The 17,746-nt window shown below is 61.1% G+C and carries 13 protein-coding genes; 4 read left to right on the top strand and 9 right to left on the bottom strand.

Going from position 1 to position 17,746, the window contains the following annotated elements:
- Positions 1 to 7 precede the first annotated feature (7 nt).
- The 8 genes from BGIM_RS0127680 to BGIM_RS0127715 form a co-directional block, all read right to left on the bottom strand.
- Positions 8 to 1,189: a glycosyltransferase family 4 protein gene (locus tag BGIM_RS0127680; RefSeq protein ID WP_020472950.1), complete on the bottom strand. Its 1,182-nt coding sequence runs from the start codon at positions 1,187 to 1,189 to the stop codon at positions 8 to 10.
- A 3-nt stretch (positions 1,190 to 1,192) separates the two neighbouring features.
- Complete coding sequence (locus BGIM_RS52720; RefSeq protein ID WP_020472951.1) at positions 1,193 to 2,062, bottom strand: lipopolysaccharide kinase InaA family protein; 870 nt, start codon at positions 2,060 to 2,062, stop codon at positions 1,193 to 1,195.
- Positions 2,059 to 3,510 carry a lipopolysaccharide kinase InaA family protein gene (locus tag BGIM_RS0127690; RefSeq protein WP_157369465.1) on the bottom strand — a complete coding sequence of 484 codons (1,452 nt, stop codon included), beginning with the start codon at positions 3,508 to 3,510 and terminating at the stop codon, positions 2,059 to 2,061. Before BGIM_RS0127690 ends, BGIM_RS52720 begins: the two co-directional genes overlap by 4 nt.
- Positions 3,500 to 4,561, bottom strand: coding sequence for a glycosyltransferase family 9 protein (locus BGIM_RS0127695; RefSeq protein ID WP_020472953.1), 1,062 nt, complete (start codon positions 4,559 to 4,561; stop codon positions 3,500 to 3,502). Before BGIM_RS0127695 ends, BGIM_RS0127690 begins: the two co-directional genes overlap by 11 nt.
- 277 nt (positions 4,562 to 4,838) lie before the next feature.
- The gene (rfaE2, locus tag BGIM_RS0127700; protein WP_020472954.1) at positions 4,839 to 6,329 is read right to left on the bottom strand and encodes a D-glycero-beta-D-manno-heptose 1-phosphate adenylyltransferase; all 1,491 of its coding nucleotides are present in this window, start codon (positions 6,327 to 6,329) and stop codon (positions 4,839 to 4,841) included.
- Positions 6,330 to 6,412: 83 nt separating this feature from the next.
- Positions 6,413 to 7,459, bottom strand: a complete 1,047-nt coding sequence (lpxK, locus tag BGIM_RS0127705; protein WP_020472955.1) for a tetraacyldisaccharide 4'-kinase — start codon at positions 7,457 to 7,459, stop codon at positions 6,413 to 6,415.
- 83 nt (positions 7,460 to 7,542) lie between these two features.
- A complete protein-coding gene (locus BGIM_RS0127710) occupies positions 7,543 to 7,845 on the bottom strand; it encodes a type II toxin-antitoxin system RelE/ParE family toxin (protein WP_020472956.1) in 303 nt (100 codons plus the stop codon).
- Positions 7,842 to 8,090, bottom strand: coding sequence for an addiction module protein (locus BGIM_RS0127715; RefSeq protein ID WP_052640027.1), 249 nt, complete (start codon positions 8,088 to 8,090; stop codon positions 7,842 to 7,844). Before BGIM_RS0127715 ends, BGIM_RS0127710 begins: the two co-directional genes overlap by 4 nt.
- 245 nt (positions 8,091 to 8,335) lie before the next feature.
- Here BGIM_RS0127715 and BGIM_RS0127720 point away from each other — a divergent pair, with 245 nt between their 5' ends.
- Together BGIM_RS0127720 and BGIM_RS58390 are read left to right on the top strand one after the other, a co-directional pair.
- Positions 8,336 to 9,748 carry a DUF1501 domain-containing protein gene (locus BGIM_RS0127720; RefSeq protein ID WP_020472958.1) on the top strand — a complete coding sequence of 471 codons (1,413 nt, stop codon included), beginning with the start codon at positions 8,336 to 8,338 and terminating at the stop codon, positions 9,746 to 9,748.
- A gap of 306 nt (positions 9,749 to 10,054) precedes the next feature.
- Positions 10,055 to 13,420, top strand: coding sequence for a serine/threonine-protein kinase (locus BGIM_RS58390; RefSeq protein WP_020472959.1), 3,366 nt, complete (start codon positions 10,055 to 10,057; stop codon positions 13,418 to 13,420).
- Positions 13,421 to 13,427: 7 nt separating this feature from the next.
- Here BGIM_RS58390 and BGIM_RS0127730 read toward each other — a convergent pair whose 3' ends face one another.
- Positions 13,428 to 14,936, bottom strand: coding sequence for a glycosyltransferase family 2 protein (locus BGIM_RS0127730; RefSeq protein ID WP_020472960.1), 1,509 nt, complete (start codon positions 14,934 to 14,936; stop codon positions 13,428 to 13,430).
- A 155-nt stretch (positions 14,937 to 15,091) separates the two neighbouring features.
- Here BGIM_RS0127730 and BGIM_RS0127735 point away from each other — a divergent pair, with 155 nt between their 5' ends.
- A complete protein-coding gene (locus BGIM_RS0127735) occupies positions 15,092 to 16,303 on the top strand; it encodes a CCA tRNA nucleotidyltransferase (protein WP_020472961.1) in 1,212 nt (403 codons plus the stop codon).
- A gap of 74 nt (positions 16,304 to 16,377) precedes the next feature.
- Positions 16,378 to 17,562, top strand: coding sequence for a M24 family metallopeptidase (locus BGIM_RS0127740; RefSeq protein WP_020472962.1), 1,185 nt, complete (start codon positions 16,378 to 16,380; stop codon positions 17,560 to 17,562).
- The last annotated feature ends 184 nt before the right edge of the window (positions 17,563 to 17,746 follow it).

Consider the following 17,746-nt stretch of genomic DNA (forward strand, 5'->3'; position numbering starts at 1 on the left):
GAGAATATTACGGAACACCGGCCGATTGGCGTTTCCGGTCGGCCACTTCCTGGAGGATGGCCAGCAATTCGCGGTAATGATCGTCGAACGTCCAGCGCCGGCCGGCGGCAAACGCAGACTGTTTCCGGGCGGGCAGTTTGACCGGATCGGCCATTTCGGCGATGGCTGTTCCGAGCGCCTGATGGTTGTGCGGATCGTCGATCACCAAGCCGTTTTCACCGGGCGTCAGCAGTTCGCTGTTGCCGTTATATCGGGTCGTCACCACGGGCAAGCCGCAGGCGAGGGCTTCCAGCGCGACCAGCGAGCCGGGATCGTAAAACGTCGGGTGAATCAGGAAATCCGAGGCGAAGTACGCCTCTTTGGGATTGGCCCGAAAACCCAGAAAGATTACCCGGTCCCGGACGCCGAGTTTCACCGCCAGTTGTTCGTACTGCTGATACTTCGCATTCCCGACCACCGCCAGCCGGAACCGCACATCGGCCGGGATGTGCTTCAACGAATGAAGCAGCGGCGACAGCCCCTTGAGCCGGTAGTTCATGGCGATGAACAAGCCGACCGGAATATCATCGGCAACATTCCACGATTGCCTCTCGGCGATCCGTCTTGCCTCCCGGTCATCGGCGGCAAATCGTTCCGGGTCGATGGCGCTGTAAAGCACCCGCACGCGATCCGGGCCAAGCCCCCGATATTGTTGAAAGTGCCGCTGAACCATCCGGCTGTTGACGAGGATCACCGGTTTGTCCGGCCCGAGGTAAAGCTGCCGTTCCAGATGGTCATAGGAATAGGTGGTCGCGTCGAAGATTCGCAGGGCGCGGGCCAGCGAGCGGACCAACCCCGGCGGGTGTTTGTACAAACTGTGTTCCCGCGAGGCCGAGTGCAATCCCCCTTGCGGATAGAGGATGTCCTGCCCCCAGGTTTTGTCGAAGCCCATCGACACATCGACCGGCGTTGATACGAGAGCCTCGACGCACGACTGGCCAAACCGCCACGGGCGCCGGAATCGCAAACCACCGGGGCTGGGGAGCTGATGATAAACCGTGTCGGCGGGCAAGGCGCTGGCGTCCCATCGGCAGGCGAACAAATGCACCTGATGCCCGTCGCGGGACAATTTCCGGGACAGGTCAGTGATGTAATGCTCGCAGCCGCCGCGGGCCGGGATCACGCTCTCATAACACAAACCGACACGCATCGACTAACCTTTCGGGGCATTGTGCCGGCGATAAAGCCGCCACTTCATGCGGACGAACCAAGCCAGCAACCCGGAGAACCACACACCCTTGCGGTATGCTTTCCAAAACCCCTGGCGGTCTTCGTCGGTCACGCCGGGCACGTCGGACGAGTAAAGCAATTGGGCGAGGTCTTTGGCCCGTGTCCGAATCGCAAATGATTGATGGATCATCCGGTGCAGGTCGATGACGGTCACCCGGCCTCGCCAGTTCTCCGGCACTTGCTTCGTGTCGGCTTCATCAATGTAGAAGTGGCAGAAATACCAATCGCGATGAAACGTGGAACGATCGTGAAATTCATGCGACAGCCGGACAAGTTCCGACGACAGCGAATCCTTCCAGCGTTGAAACTCCGGGGCCGGAAGTTGTTCGGCCGCCTGCGGAACCCCTTCGTGCAAGGGGACCATGTTCGTCAGCTCCTCCAAGGCGAGGAAACTTTGCAGGCGGCCCCCCGGCAACAGAATCTCCCCGGCGGCCACGGGGCGCGGGACCGGGATGCCTTGGGCGGCGGCCCATGCCAGATGTTCGTATTCCTCAAGGCCGGGCGAGCGGGCTTTGCGGGGGAACAACACGGACAGAAGCCCGTGTGAACGCGGCAGAATGTAATGCCGTTTGAGATAAACAACCAGCGTGCGGCCATCCGGGGCGGTCAGCGTCCAGCGGCCGATGGAACGGCCCTGTTTGGCGTGGAAGCGGTCTTTCACCTCCACGTCCATGATCGTCTTCACCCAGTCCGGGCCGACGAAATCGACCCAGTCCGCGCTCTCGCGGATCTTCCGGCAGCCATGCCTCCATCGACTGGCGGGCGTGCCGAGTTCATCGCGGGGTTCGCTCATCCGGCCGCGGCCCCCAGCCAGCGATTGGCCCGTTCCACATGCCGCCACGACAATTTTTTCACCAATTCAAAACAAGCCGGATCGTTGACAACCGCCCGGCCATCAATGATGGCGAACGGCTTGGCCGACACGGGAAGTTCCCGCAAGGCGACGCCGACGGCGTGTAGTTTTCGCACCAATTCGGGAAGCGTCATCACTATGTCGCCCGTTGGCGATCCTTCGTAAGCGACAAACGCGGTGGCGTTCATTCCCGTGGTTCGCTGGCCATAGGCCACGATCTTCGGAGCCGGGACGCCATAGCGTTCCAAGTGCATCACGAGGCGGGCCAGTTTCAATTCGTCGGATCGCCACGATTTGCCGCGAAGAGCCGCCCAGCAACGGCCCCACGGGCGGCGATATTCATTCGCTTTCCAGCAAGTCCCGGCGGGCAGCATGGCCGGGAGCGCCGTGCGGGTCGCGTCATGCAATTGTCGGATGATGACATCGTTTCGCAGATCATCGGCGATGGCGGGCACGGCACACACCGTCTCGCCCTGAATGCGGACAAGCAGTTGCTTCGCATCCGCCTGCTGGCCGAGTTGCCGGCGAATACCGGGCCGCTTCCGCAGTTTGGTCGCTTCCGCGAGAATCTGGCGGGCGAGTGGCTTCCACTCACGCTGGCCGCACTCGGCGAGATAGGCTTTCAGGAAGCGAAACCGGTTTGTCCGGCCAATCTCATCCGGCGTCGTCGCGCACAGGGCCGCCAGAGATCGTACCCGTTGAATCGGCATGGTGGCTTTCAACAGCCGGGCTTGTTGCCAGTCGAGGATGGTGATGTTCCCGGTCGCATCGGCCAAAATGTGTTTGGCGTAGAGATCGGGTTGATCGACGCCAGCTTGATGTAATCTGGCAATGGCGATGGCCAAGGCCCGGCTGTCACCGGAGAACTCAAGAGCCCCACTGCGTAAGCGGTGGGGGTTGTTTCTCGAATCTGACAGCCACCCCCACCGCTTACGCAGTGGGGCTCTTGATGCTTCTTCTGACAATTCAGCTCGATGATCTTCAGTCCCCGCCTCCCGCACCAGCAAAAACGCCTGCCCGCCCCACTCGCCGTAAGCCATCCACTCGGGGCCGCACAACTCGCGTTCTTCAAGGAATCGCAGCACTCTGGCCTCGCGCTCGCTCATGGAGACGAAGCCGAATCCGGCGAGGAAGTTTTTCCAACGACTGCGGAATTGAACCTGATGTTCCCGCTTCAAATAAGCGGTCATCCCGCCCAGTTCCACTCGCGAGACATTGCGGCCGACGTGGCCATTGACCACGACGCCGGGAAGGCTCAGCACGTCTTGCGGCGTGGCGAGATGGTGCAGCGCCAGGAGTTCCTGATAGTCGGGATTCACGATCAGCCAGCCGTTTGTCCGGGGGACATGCGAGCCGATCTGCAACGGGGAAATAGATTTAACCGACAAGTCGAACCCTCCTTGGCGTGACTCGTTCCAGCAATTCTTCGGAGGCCGTCCGCACGTCGTCCACGGTGAGTTCCGTCATGCACCGATGGTCGGTCGGGCAGACCCGCAATTGACACGGGCCGCACGGCACTTTCTTCTGAAGATTGATCGCTTTCGCAAAATACGTTTCGGTCCATTCGATGAACGTCGGCCCGAACAGCGACACCACCGGCCGGTCAAACGCGGCGGCAAAATGCCGGGGTCCGCTGTCTGTGGTGACCAGCAGATCAAGCCGTTTGACGCATGCCTTGGTGAGGCCAATCGACACCGGCCGATCCGCCAGCGAGAAGACGTTCGGATGACCGGCCCCGGCGACGATGGCCTTGGCGGTTTCCCGCTCGTTCGGCCCGCACACCACCAGCACGGCCCCGCCGCGACGCCGGGCCAAATCCCCGGCCAGTTTGGCGAAGTATTCCGTCGGCCAAAGTTTCGAGGCCCCGAAGGCCCCGCTCGAATTCAGGCCGATCACTTCGGGGTACTGATGCAATTTCAAATCATTCCACACCCGGTCGGCGGCAGCCTCGTCCGTCGGCGTGGTGAACAACTCCATTCGATAACCGGGATCGTCCGTGCCGAGTTTCACCACCAAGCGGTTGTAATCATCAATCACCGGGCAGGGTTTCGGCTTGCCGCGTTCGTCTTTCGCGTAAGCCAGTTTGTCCGTCAGCAAAAATCCCCGGCCATATCGATTGAAACCAACCCGTCGACGGCACCGCCCCAAGGCGGCAATCATCGCGGCCCTGAATGAATTGGGAAACAACACGGCCGCATCCATGCCTCGCGTTCGCAACTGCCGGATAACGGCCACTTCCCGCCGGTCTTTCGGCCCCTTGCGGTCATACAAAATCGTCCCGGCGAACCACGGGCTTCCCTCCAGCGTGGCAGCCACATACGGCTTGCACACGGCAAAGAGATTCGCCTGCGGCCAGCGATCCCGCACGGCCCGAATCGCGGGTGTGGCCATCACCACATCCCCGATCCAGTTCGGCAAAAAGAGAGCGATATTTCGCATGAGTCGGTTCGGTAATCCTTAAAACCATTCACCGCAGAGGGCACAGAGAACACAGTGAGAAAACAATAAAACGCAATGGTCTTCTCCGTCTTTTTTTTCTCTGTGCTCTCTGCGCCCTCTACGGTGAATTTCTTCCTGCTTCTTTCAGGCCACAAAACCATTCACCGCAGAGGGCACAGAGAGCACAGTGAGAAAACAATAAAATGCCATGGTCTTCTCCGTCTTTTTTTTCTCTGTGCTCTCTGCGCCCTCTGCGGTGAATTTCTTCTCTCTTCTTTCAAGCCACTTTCATTTGCTGGATCAGTTTGGTGGTTGAAAAACCCTCCCGCAAGCCGGCGAGATAGACGCGACCGCCGTAGCTTTCCACCAGTTCCCCGCCGACGACCTGATCCTTCCGGTAGTCGGCCCCTTTCACCAGCACATCGGGCCGGATGGCTTCGATGAGGTCGATGGGCGTTTCCTGATCGAAGATCACCACTTGGTCAACGGCCGCCAGCCCGGCCAGCACGGCCGCCCGAGCTTCCATCGGGTTCACCGGGCGGCCGGCGCCCTTCAGGTTTCGCACGCTGGAATCGCTGTTCAGCCCGACGACGAGGCAGTCGGCCTGGGCGCGGGCTTCCATCAGGTATTGCACATGGCCGACGTGCAGCACATCGAAGCAGCCGTTGGTGAAGGCGATCTTCTGGCCGACCAATCGGCGGGCGTTCAACTCGGTGACCGCTTGCGACAAACTGCGAACCTTCCCGAGCGCCGCGTTGGCATCGGCAAACGAGGGCGTATGCAGCAAATCGCTGACGATCTCTTCCCGGCTGACCGTCGCCACGCCGATCTTTTCAACTTCCAAGCCCCCGGCGATGTTGGCGAGGCGAATGGCCGAGGGATAATCGGCCCCGGCGGCAAAGGCCAGCCCGAGGACGCTCATCACCATGTCCCCGGCGCCGGTGATGTCGTACACCTGACGCGGCCGGGTGGGGTAAATTCCCTCCGTGCCGTCGCGGTGGGACAGGGCCATGCCGTCCTTGTCGAGCGTGACGATTCCGGCTTCCAAGCCGAGCGTGTCCCGCAATTGCCGGGCGGCTTGCAGCGCCTCGGCGGCGGTGTTGATGGTTCGGCCTGTGGCCAGTCCCGCCTCCAACCGGTTGGGTGTCATGGACGAACACCCGGCGTAGCGCGAATAATCCCGCCCGCGAATCGGGTCGGCGATCACGCGGATGCCCTTCGCCTTGGCGGCGGCCACCGTGTGGCTGATGATTCGCGGCGTGCAAACGCCTTTGTCGTAATCGCTGATTAGCACCACGGCGGCCCGGTTGACTTCGGCCGTCAGCAGTTCGCACAAGCGGTCTTCAACAAGGCCGGTGACAGGTTCGCGGACTTCGTAATCGACGCGAAGCATCTGCTGCGGGTGTCGGGCCTGCGCCCGGCCCATGTAGCGTTCCTTCACCGTCGTCGGCCGCGAAGTGTCAGCCAGCGTGCCCGAGGAATCGACGCCCAAGCCATCGAGAATAGATCGCACCCGTCCACCGTCGGCATCGTTTCCGACCACGCCGACGAGGGAGACATCGGCTCCAAGGGCACTCAACATGGTGGCGACGCTGCTGGCGCCGCCGAGACGTTCTTCCCGCTTGTCGGCCCGCAACAGGATGACCGGGGCTTCCTGGCTGATGCGTTCGGCATTGCCCCACACATAGCGATCCAGCATGAGATCGCCGACGACCAGCACGCGAGGTCGGCCAAGGTTTTGGACCAGTTCGATCAGTTCAACGGACATGCGAACACTCCGGCACGAAATCCTTCACGATGCCGAATGTTACCGGGCACAGGCCCGGCCGTTTGATGTGTTGACGCACCTTGTCACCTTTGGAGGGCTGTTTCCCGAACCGCCCGGTCGAACGATTCCTGTTCGTGAGTCAATTCTAACCCAATCCGCACGGCATAGACAGGCCGACCGGCCAGGGCGTCCACCCGCAACTTCACCCAGTCTTTTTGCGTCGTCACCAGCCATGCCTCCGGGGGAAGCGTCCCGGCCCAGCGGGTCAGGTTTTCCACATCGGCCCGCGAATACGGGTGATGATCCGGGTATTCCTTCAACTCGCTGACGGCCGCCCCCAGATCGGCCACCGTCCGGTGAAAGGCCGCCGGGTTGCCGATGCCGCAGAAGGCCCCGACGGTTTTGCCCGCGAGGTCTTCCACCGGCCGCGTCTCGCTTCCGTTCACCAATTCCATCGGCCGATGCACGCTATGGGCCACCGGCTTGCCGGGGGCATGGCGGGCCACTTCTTCCAGCAATTTCGGCAAATCCACGGCTTGATCGACCCGTGTGATCAGGATGAAACCGGCCCGGCTCAATCGGCTTCGCGGCTCCCGCAATCCACCGCGTGGCAACAAGTAGCCGCCTCCCCACGGATCGGTGGCGTCGATCAACACGATGTCCAAATCCCGCCCGAGACGCCGATGCTGGAAGCCATCGTCCAGAATCAGGCACTCGCTTTCCAATTCTTCAATCGCGGTGCGGGCTAGTTCCGTGCGGTCGGCCCCTTGCAAATGCGGCACGTCCGGCAGGTTTTCTTCCAGCACCATCGCTTCGTCGTTGCGGCCAATCTCCGACCCGTAACCCCGGCTCAGGATGGCAATTTGAAGATCTTCCTCACGGAGTAGTTTCGCCACATACTCCACGCAAGGGGTCTTCCCGGTCCCGCCAACGGTCAGATTGCCGACGCTGATGACCGGCACGCCCGCCCGATGAATATTCGCGGCCTTCGCATATTTGCGATTGTGAATCCAACTCCCGACGGCATACGGCCCCCGCCCGAGCCAGAGCAGACGCCGAAGCGCAAACGCCCCCGGCCCTTTGGCCGTGCCGTGGGTGATGGACCGCCATCGTTCGGGAGAAAAAGCCACCAGTCGATTACCCGGTTTACCCAAAGCGCGGAGTGTACCCGGAAACCGGGAAAAGGGTCAATGCGGGTTTTGAGAGAGAAGAGTCATTCGCCAAATCGCCGTTGCCGCCAATAACCTGGTCGGCGGCGATGATGAGAAATTGCCACGATCCACACGGCATTTTCCAGATTTGCATAGAAGATCGTGTGGGAGAATCGTCGAAGCGGGCAGGCCCGGACATCATCAATTTCAATCGCGTATAGAAATGGATTCTCAAGGATTCTGGACAATGATTCTTCAAACGCAAGGCGAAACTCGCGGCCCAACCCGGCCGCTTGAGCGTCGAGATAATCTGCGGCCTCGGCTAGTTCCGCATCAGCTTCCGAATGAAATATGACCGGCTTCAAGGATATTTCTCACGCAGACGCCGCAACACGTCATCGGCGGGAATGCCTGTTATCCTGCCCGACCGGATATCATCCATCCGTCGAACGAGTTCTTTTCGCCAAGCATCGGTGTGATCGGAATCGAGTGGCTCAAGAGTTCCGATCAAATAGTCGGCCAAATCGGCCCTTTCACCGTTAGTCAATCCATCGGCCGAGCGCTTGATTTCTTCAAGTGTCATGGCAGGCTCCTTGGGCATCGCCATCATATTATCTCCGAATCGGGCTGTCGGAGGAGGCGAGTTTCATCCGTGAAACGGGTATGCAAATCTTTCGAGCGCTCCCTTGGGGTGAAGACAAGCCGCCGACATGCGCCAGAAAGATTTGCCACACTTGATTCCTTTTCGGCGAACACGTTCGGGTTCTCCGGCTTCCCCCGATCCGCTATCCTGAATCATACCCGCCTGTTTCTCGTCCAAAATAACGCCCGGCTTTTGCCTTTACGGAATCGGTCATGACCTTTTGCCATCAGTTTTCTCCCGCGTTTACCCGGCGGGACATGCTCAAAACTTCGGCGAATGGCTTTGGCCTCATGGCGTTGGCGTCGCTCTTGGGTTCGTCGGCATCCGGTGCGGAAAATCCGCTGGCAGTGAGGACGCCGCACTTCAAGGCGAAGGCCAAACGGGTGATCTTTTTGTTCATGCACGGCGGACCTTCGCAGGTGGACACCTTCGACTTCAAGCCGGAATTGAAGAAGCGGGACGGCCAGCCGTTTCCCGGCCAGAAGCCGCGCGTGCAGTTCGCGGCCACTGGCAATTTGCTGGCTTCGCCGTGGGAGTTCAAGCCCGGCGGAAAGTCCGGCACGCTGGTCAGCGATTTGTTCCCCCATGTGCGGGACCGGGCCGACGATCTGTGCGTCATCAAATCCATCCATGCGGACAACTCGGCCCACGGCGGCGCCTTGCTGCAATTGCATACCGGCAGCGACACCTTCGTGCGCCCCAGCATCGGCTCGTGGCTCACCTACGGATTGGGCAGCGAGAATCAAAACTTGCCGGGTTTTATCACCATCAATCCCACCCTCAGCCACGGCGGCGTGGGCAACTGGTCCAGCGCCTTCCTCCCGGCCGCTTATCAGGGAACGCCGATCGGGCATTCGGGCATCAAGTGCAAGGATGCGAAACTGCGGGACATCACCAACGACTCAATGCCCGCCGACCTTCAGCGGATGCAGCTTGATCTGGTGCAGAAGATGAACGCGAAGCACCTTCAGGGGAGCGGCCCGGATCAGGCGCTGGAGGGCCGGATCAACTCGTATGAACTGGCCTACCGGATGCAGACCGAGGCCCCGAGCCTGATGGACATCAAGGACGAATCCAAGGAGACACTCGCCCTCTACGGCATCGACGAAGAACCGACCGACAACTTCGGCCGGCAATGCCTCCTCGCCCGGCGGTTCGCCGAGAAGGGCGTGCGGTTCATCCAATGCTCACATTCTTATAAGTGGGACCAGCACGACAATTTGAAAAAAGGGCACGAAACCAACGCCCGCGAAGTGGACAAGCCGATTGCCGGGTTGCTCGCCGACCTGAAACGCCGGGGGCTGTTGGAAGACACCCTCGTCTGGTGGGGAGGCGAGTTCGGCCGCACGCCGACGGCCCAAGGCAATCGCGACGGCCGGGATCACAATCCCCACGCCTTCAGCATGTGGATGGCCGGCGGCGGCGCCAAAGGCGGTACTTCCGTGGGATCGACAGACGACTTCGGCTATTTCGCCACCGAGAACAAAGTCCACCTGCATGACCTGCACGCGACCATCCTCCATTTGATGGGAATGGATCACGAGAAACTCACCTACAAGCATGCCGGCCGGGATTTCCGGCTCACCGATGTCGCCGGGCGCGTGGTGCGGGAAGTTCTCGCCTGAGCGGAGAATTCCTTTTCGGGTGGCACTTTTCGCCGCCACCATTTAATTCATCTGTCGCCTTATTTGCCGGTCGCCGGTGATTTCAAGAGTGCCGATGCGAGTTGACTCGTCACAAATTATTTACAAATAGACATTTGAGTCAAAATTTAACCGCCATCTTTACAGGCTTTTTGTCAATCAAGATATCGCATGAAAGTTATTGTCTTATTAGCATAATCAGATTATTTGGAATGATCCGCTTCCCGTGCTATATCTGCGGAACGATCACAATCGCCCCCGTCCGCACTATCCGACCAGCACACCCACATGCCGGCCCCCGCCACCGTTGATGAGTTTGTCGAACTTTGCCTCAAGAGCGGCATCGTCGGCGAGCCTCAGTTGGAGGCGCTTGCCTCGGATACGCCCGCCGACCCGGCGATGGCCGCCAAGACGCTCATCCGCACCGGGGCGCTCACCAAGTTTCAAGCATCCCAACTCCTGCTCGGCAAATACAAGGGATTGCGTTTCGACCGCTTGAAGATCCGCGACCGCATCGGTTCCGGCGGCATGGGGACGGTGTTTTTGTGCGAGCATCTCGGCCTTGGAAAGAATGTCGCCGTCAAGATGCTGCCGCCGAACATGGCCTCGGACACGGGAAGGCGGGAGCGCTTTTTCCGGGAGGCCCGCGCCGTCGCCTCGCTGGATCATCCGAACATCATCCGGGTGTTCGACATGAACCATTGCGCCGGGGTGCATTACATCGTCATGGAATACGTCGAGGGGCAGGACTTGCAAAGCATCCTGACCCGGCACGGCCCGCTGCCTCATCGCCGGGCATGTGCTTACATCGCCCAAGTCGCCCTTGGCTTGCAGCACGCCCATGAAAAAGGAATGATCCACCGAGACATCAAGCCAGCCAACCTGCTGGCGGATGCCGCCGGGACCGTCAAGATTCTGGACATGGGCCTCGCCTGTTTCCCGGAAGACAAAGCGGACAACATCACGGAGCGTTACAACAAGGGGGCGGTCCTCGGCACGGCCGCCTATATGGCTCCGGAACAGGTGGTTTCCAGCAGCACGGTGGACATCCGGGCGGATATTTACTCCCTTGGAATGACCCTCTACGCGCTCCTCAACGGAGAACCGCCGCCCGACGAGTCCGATGTGCGGACGGCGAAGGCGCGGGGAACATTCCAAATCCCCTCGCTTTCGACAATCAACCGGAACATTCCCGCCGCCCTGTCAGCGGTCGTGGACAAGATGGTGGCCGAGTTTCCCGAAGACCGTTACCAGTCGGCGGCCGAAGTCGTGGGCGCCCTGACGCCGTGGCTGGAAGCCGAGACGGCGACAATCGAGATCGGGCAAACAACCGTCGTCTCGATGACCGTCGAACCGCCGCCTCGCGTGACGGCACCGCCGTTGCCCGCCAGGAAGCGTTCCAAACGACCTGTCTCGCTGGCCATTGTCGCGGCGTTGTTGCTCGCCACCGGATCGGGCGTTTACCTTTCCAGCGGGGAAGCGAAACCGGCCGCCGTTGTGGAGGCCAAGGCCGGACCGCCCGCCAGACAGGCGGCGATTCCGGCGAAGGTGAAAGCCCCCGCCGCGCCACGGTTTCAAGCGTCCTCGATCACGATTCTGGAGGCCGCCCGTTGCCCAGAGGGAAGCGCATTGATGCGGGGCGATGAGGACGAGGCCCGGAAGTTGCTGCCGCCCGAATGGTTCTTCCATGTGTGGAAGCCGGAAAGCAACGCCCGGCTCAAGATCGACACTCATAACGGCTCGAAGGTCATCGCCATCACCACCACCGAGGGGGAACCGGCCGCCCAACTGATGACGAAGGCGAGTAATCCCGTCGCCTCGCTCAAGGCCCGCCGGGGTTATCGGCTCGCGGTGGAATATGCCTCCAAGTTCGCCGGCAAAAACCGGGTCGGCGGCGTCGATCTGCGCTTTGTCGATCACACGAAGCCGGGATTGATCGGCTTCGATCTTCCCGCCACCGGAGGCCGCTGGAAGACGGCCGCCGTCTCGTTCCGCTCGCCGATTGATTCCCCGTTGATCGTCTTTCTGTCCCAGTTCAGCCCGGCCGGCGAAGACACGATGATGATTCGCTCGATGACGCTGGCCGAAATCGACCCCGAGACGCGCGACCCGCTGGATGATGATTTCACCACGGCCGCCGACGCGACGGTGAGAATCAAACACGGCGAAACGACGGAATCCATCGGCGAGCTTCCCATTGGCTACCAAGGCCGCCCCGGAGAACCCGGCGGCTACGCGGAGTTTGGCGTGTCGATGATCGGCGACCGCAAAGCCCTGACGCTGCGACCGCCGCCGTGGGGGCGGGCGTCGGTCATCATCACCTCGCCGCGATTCGCCGCCGACCGCACGCGGGAATATCGTGCCGACTTGGAATATCGCGCGGAGGCCTCATCCGCCGGGCAACTCAAAATCGACGACGGCGCCGGCCGCAGCCGGTGGATCGCCGACCTGCCCCCGACCAACGGCCAATGGAAGACCCTTTCCGTGCCTGTGTGGCCGACGCTTTCCCATCCGCTGGCCAGTCTGGAATTGCACAATTCGGGAACCGGAAAAGAAAACCGGCTGGCCATCCGCCGACTGGCGGTGCGCGACTTGGGGCCGCCCCCGCCGATGGAGGCATCCCCGGTGATCCGGCTTCAACCGGATGCCCCCGCCAAAATCCGGCTGATTGGCAAACAACCGCTGGAAAAGACCGGCGATCTTCCGGCCGGGTTTGGCCTCTCCAACCAAGACGCGGGATCGACCACCGAACTCGACATCGGCGAATTCGACGGCTCATCGGCCGTTCGCATCACGAACATCTATGGCAAATCCTCGGCCCTGCTGTCCACGCCGATGGCCGCCGCCCCGGACGGGGAAGAATACTTTCTGCGCGTGGAATACAAGGCCGATGCCCAAGGCGCGCCGGCCGCCCTCGTCAAACTCTTCTCGGAACAGGCCCCTGGCATCAAGGTCATCGGCGAGATGAACCACACCAACGGAGCCTGGCGCGAACTCCGCACCCGGTTCCGGACGAGCCAGCCGGGCGAACGATTCCGGGTGGAGATTCACCCGCTGTCCGCCGGGAAGGACAAGCCGCTGCTGATTCGGACCTTGGAGGTCCAGCCGTATCAACCCCCGGTGGCGGGAACATGGATCACGCTGGCGAAACTGGAGGCGGCCACTGAAAAGACGTTTCGGCTGGAGACGATCAAGGGCATCTCTCAAAACACGCTGCTCAACATCCCGGTTCCGGCCGGTTGGAATGGCGACAGTTGGAAAGACGGCGACCGGGGATCATTCACCTGCGAATCCTTTGCCGGTCGTCCGGCGTTCACCCTCCTGAATGCCGTTGGCAGTGAATCGGTGCAGATGTACACCCATCAGCCCGTCGCCACCTTGAAGAAGGGGGAACAGTGCGTCGTGAAGGTGGTTTACTTCGCCGAGGAAAAAGTCCGGGGGATCATCGAACATCGAAACGGCATGGACGGCGAGGAAAAGATATCCACCATCGAACTTGCCTCCACCGCCGGCGACTGGAAGACGCTGGAGATCGAACTCAACCCGACGGCCGACTGCCCGCTTTACGCCTTCATCCAAAACCACTCCGCCGGCCCGAAAACCCGGCTGGCGATCGCCTCCCACGAGGTGATGGTTCGCCGGGCAGAGAAGTGATCCAACCTCACCAATCCATCCCGGTGTTTCTCGCCTCATCGATGGCCGAGATGAGGAACGCGCCGCCCAGCACATAGGTTCCGTAGATGTCGAAGAGCGGAACCCAGAAGGCGAGGCCGAGGCTTTCGCGGTGGAGCATCAGATAAGGCAGGGCGATCACGAATTTGAAAAGGGCGGCCAGGGCGTAGTACACCAAAAACATCGTCATGTCGGCCGAACTGAGGAGGACGACGGCCGTGAGGATGAACTGGGCGATGAACGCGAACGCGAACACTGCCACGTCGTAGACATACGACATGCCGAGCCAAAATAGCGTGTTCCGGCTGCGATAGGCGGGCGTCTTCCAGCAGCGAATGAAGACTTTCTTCAGCACTTGCAACGACCCGCGCGACCAGCGGTAGCGCTGGTTCAACAGGGTGAACATGGTGTCCGGGCAGTCGGCATCACACGCGGCCAGCGGTTCGTAAAGCACTTTTTGGCCAAGCAGTTGGATGGCGATGGTCAGGTCGAAGTCTTCCGCAAACGTGTCCCCCTCGAACGGCCCCTCGTACACCCCCGGCTTCTGCCCCGGCTTCAGGTGGCCGAAGTGCTCAAAGACCTGCCGCATCGACTCTTTGCGGAAGATGCCCATCGGGCCGGGGATGCACGTCACCGCCCCGTAGCGGCTTTGCGGGATTCGCAGGGCGCCGTTCCACATCACAAATTCCAACGCTTGCAACAGCACCAACGGGTTGTGCCGCTGCATCACGCGAGTGTACCCGGCGACGGCCCCGGCCTGCGGGTCGCGGAGTAATTTGGTGATGCCTTTTCGCAGCGCGTGCTGGTCGATCTTGCTGTCCGCGTCCACGCACATGATGAATTCGCCGCGGGCGTGCTGGAAGCCGAAGTTGTGGGCGGTCCACTTGCCGCCGTTGGGCTTGGTCAGCGCCCGCACTTCGCCGAATTCGTAAGTTCCCTCGTATATTTTGGAGCGGTCGTAGGTGTCGTCCTTCGAGCCGTCGTCGATCACGAGAAGTTCAAAGTTGGGATAATCGAGACAGAGAATTGATTCGATGGTCATGCCGATCATTTCCCGCTCGTTGTAGGCGGGAAGGAGGACGGTCACGAACGGCCATTCCTCGACGATCAGTTCGGGGCGTTTCACCTCATCAATGAACTCAATGATGGTGGCGTGAACCAGAACGATCCACCGGACTCCATACACCAGCGCCACTTTGGCGAGGAAGAAGCGAATCCACGCTTCCACCGTTCCCTGGCTGACAAACGCCCGTTCCGCCCAGACGATGAACTCCCAGCAAGCCAGACCGGCCAATGCGAGGGCGAGCAACAGCCCGAAGAGATACAAAAAGCCAATGAGCAGAATCCGGCCCCGGCTCAACGGTCCCGGATCGGGCCGCCCGGCGCCTTGCATGGGGCGGGGCCGCACGCCGGGAATCCCGGCCTCCGCGACCGGCGGGATGACGGCTTTCCCCCACCACCAAACAGGACTGTCGGCGGGAGCTTGGGGAGGATTCATCAAACAATGACCGCCATCGGCAAGGGGCAGTGAGCGCACCGGCTATGAGCATTGAGCTATGGCCCGGAAGAAAACAGGCAACAGGCGCCGGGCCGGTTGACTTCCCCCCGCCGGGCATTCATCATGGCGGGAACCCTGACGGACACGGAGTTTTCATGACGGAACGGGAGTTTGCCCTTGATGTCGTTCGCCGCCTCGCGGCCGCCGGTTATATCACGTATTGGGCCGGGGGCTGCGTGCGGGACGAACTGCTCGGCCTCGCGCCCGCCGATTACGACGTGGCTTCCAACGCCCGGCCGGAGCAGGTGGTGAAGCTCTTTCGGCGCACGGTCGAAGTCGGGGCGAGTTTCGGCGTCGTCGAGGTGATCGGCCCCCGCCGGGAGGACGACACCCATCACAAAGTACAGGTGGCCACCTTCCGGTCGGATGGGGCGTATCTCGACGGCCGACACCCGGAGAGCGTGACCTATGCGACGGCCGAGGAGGATGCCAGCCGCCGTGATTTCACCATCAACGGCATGTTTTTCGATCCCGTCGCCGAACAGGTGATGGACTTCGTCGGCGGCCAACAAGACTTGCAAGCGAAGATCCTCCGGGCCATCGGCGACCCGCGCGCCCGCTTTCAAGAGGACAAACTCCGGCTGATGCGGGCGGTGCGGATGTCCGCGAGGTTTGGCTTCCCCATTGAGGAGGCAACGAAGGCCGCCATCCGGGAGATGGCGCCGCAAATCACGGTCGTCAGCGCCGAGCGAATTGCCGAGGAATTCCGGAAGATGCTGGAACACCCGGCCCGCGCCGGAGCGATGGCCCAACTGCGCGAGATTGGTTTGTTGTCCCCGATCTTGCCGGAAATCGCCAAGGGATTGACGGCTGACGAAACTACGTGGGATCGCGTTCTTCGCGTGCTGGAATCGCTGCCGACGAAGGCCGAGTTTCCGCTGGCGTTCGCCGCGATGATTCACCCCGTCGGCAAGAAACTCGCCGGGCAGGCCTGCCGCCGGCTCAAGCTATCCAACCACGAACAGGCGCGAGTCGAGTGGCTCGCGGAACATCATCTCACCCTGCGGGACGCGGAGAAGATGCCCAAGAGCCGCCTGTATCCCCTGCTGATCCAGCCAGGCATCCGCGACTTGATCGACCTGCATCGGGCAATGGGCCAATCCCCGGAATTCACCGAGCGAATTTTGCGGGACACACCTCCGGAGACGCTGAACCCCCCGCCGCTGCTCACCGGCGACGACCTGACCGCCAACGGCTTCACCCCCGGCCCGATGTTCAAGAAAATCCTGCAAGCCACACGGGATGCCCAATTGGACGGTGAGATAACGACGCTAGAAGAGGCGATGGCGATGGCCGGGCGAATGTAAGCTGTCCAATCATGGCTTTTCCGGCTCACGGCTCATAGCTCATAGCTCATGGCTTTTCCCAACGAGACAATTCCATGTTTGACCTTCGGGCCGTGCAGGCGGCGATTCGTGAGCTTAATCTTTCCGGCTGGTTGCTGTATGATTTCCGGGGGCTGAATGTCCTCGCCCGCCGGGTGGCGGGGTTGCCGGCGGATGCCCATCTGTCGCGGCGGTGGTTTTATTTTGTCCCGGCCAATGGCGAACCGAAGAAACTGGTTCACGCCATCGAACCGGCGGCCCTCGATCATCTGCCGGGGTCGGCCACCCGTTATCTGAAGTGGCAGGAGTTGGAAGCCGGAGTCGGGGCGTTGCTGGCCGGGTCGAAGGACGTGGCGATGGAGTACGTCCCCCGGAATGCCAATCCGTATGTTTCGCGCGTGGACGCCGGGACGATTGAACTGGTCAAATCCTTCGGCGTGAACGTGATTCCCTCCGGAGATTTGATTTCGTTTTTTGAAGCCACCTGGAGCGACGAACAGGAGAAGATGCACTTCGAGGCCGCAAAGCACACGCGGTCGGCCTACGACGTGGCGTTTCAGTTCATCGCGGACGAGATCCGGGCGAAGGGTTCCGTCGGCGAGATCGCGGTGCAAAACCGCATCATGAAACATTTCGCGGACCACGGGATGATCACCGACCATCCCCCCATCGTCGGACAAGGGCCGCATTCCGGCGACCCGCACTTTGCCCCGTCCCCGGCGAACGAATCGCAGATCAAAGCGGGGGATTTCGTCCTCGTTGATTTGTGGGCGAAGCTGGACAAGCCGATGGCCGTTTACAGCGACCTCACCCGCACGGCCTTCGTCGGGGACACCGTTCCCGAGAAATACGTCAAGATTTTCAACATCGTGGCCGCCGCCCGCGACGCGGGGATCAAGTGCGTGCAAGATGCCTTCGCGGCCAAGCACCCCCTGTGCGGCTGGGAAGTGGACGACGCCACGCGTGCGGTGATCGAAAAAGCCGGATATGGCCAATGGTTCATCCACCGCACCGGGCATTCCATCGGCCAGGAGACCCACGGCAACGGGGCGAACATCGACAATCTGGAAACCAAGGACGAACGCCGAATCCTACCGCGAACCTGTTTTTCCATCGAGCCGGGCATCTATCTCCCCGAGTTTGGCGTGCGCAGCGAAGTGAACGTGTATGTCGATGGCAACGGCGGCGTCCACGTCACCGGCGGCGATCCGCAGACAGAGATTCACCGGATTGTTGTTTAGGGGATAAGATAGCTGTTGGAAATGATGCAATGACGCAATGACCGGGATGGTATTGGTTTTCCGGTCTGAAGGACCGGCTAACATAGCCCAGCCCGTGAGGGCTGGGTGCGCTGACCATCAAACAACCTCGGTCTGAAAGACGAATGGCGCTTAGTTAAGGGTGAGACATGAAAAACTGGTTCAC

This window comes from Zavarzinella formosa DSM 19928, assembly GCF_000255705.1.
Classification (GTDB): domain Bacteria; phylum Planctomycetota; class Planctomycetia; order Gemmatales; family Gemmataceae; genus Zavarzinella; species Zavarzinella formosa.

Excerpts from the sequence above, each read along its gene's own strand:
- BGIM_RS0127740 (WP_020472962.1), top strand. The coding sequence starts at position 16,378 with ATGTTTGACCTTCGGGCCGTGCAGGCGGCGATTCGTGAGCTTAATCTT.
- BGIM_RS0127715 (WP_052640027.1), bottom strand. The coding sequence starts at position 8,090 with ATGATGGCGATGCCCAAGGAGCCTGCCATGACACTTGAAGAAATCAAG.
- BGIM_RS58390 (WP_020472959.1), top strand. The coding sequence starts at position 10,055 with ATGCCGGCCCCCGCCACCGTTGATGAGTTTGTCGAACTTTGCCTCAAG.
- BGIM_RS0127735 (WP_020472961.1), top strand. The coding sequence starts at position 15,092 with ATGACGGAACGGGAGTTTGCCCTTGATGTCGTTCGCCGCCTCGCGGCC.
- rfaE2 (WP_020472954.1), bottom strand. The coding sequence starts at position 6,329 with ATGTCCGTTGAACTGATCGAACTGGTCCAAAACCTTGGCCGACCTCGC.
- BGIM_RS52720 (WP_020472951.1), bottom strand. The coding sequence starts at position 2,062 with ATGAGCGAACCCCGCGATGAACTCGGCACGCCCGCCAGTCGATGGAGG.
- BGIM_RS0127720 (WP_020472958.1), top strand. The coding sequence starts at position 8,336 with ATGACCTTTTGCCATCAGTTTTCTCCCGCGTTTACCCGGCGGGACATG.
- BGIM_RS0127680 (WP_020472950.1), bottom strand. The coding sequence starts at position 1,189 with ATGCGTGTCGGTTTGTGTTATGAGAGCGTGATCCCGGCCCGCGGCGGC.
- BGIM_RS0127730 (WP_020472960.1), bottom strand. The coding sequence starts at position 14,936 with ATGAATCCTCCCCAAGCTCCCGCCGACAGTCCTGTTTGGTGGTGGGGG.
- BGIM_RS0127695 (WP_020472953.1), bottom strand. The coding sequence starts at position 4,561 with ATGCGAAATATCGCTCTCTTTTTGCCGAACTGGATCGGGGATGTGGTG.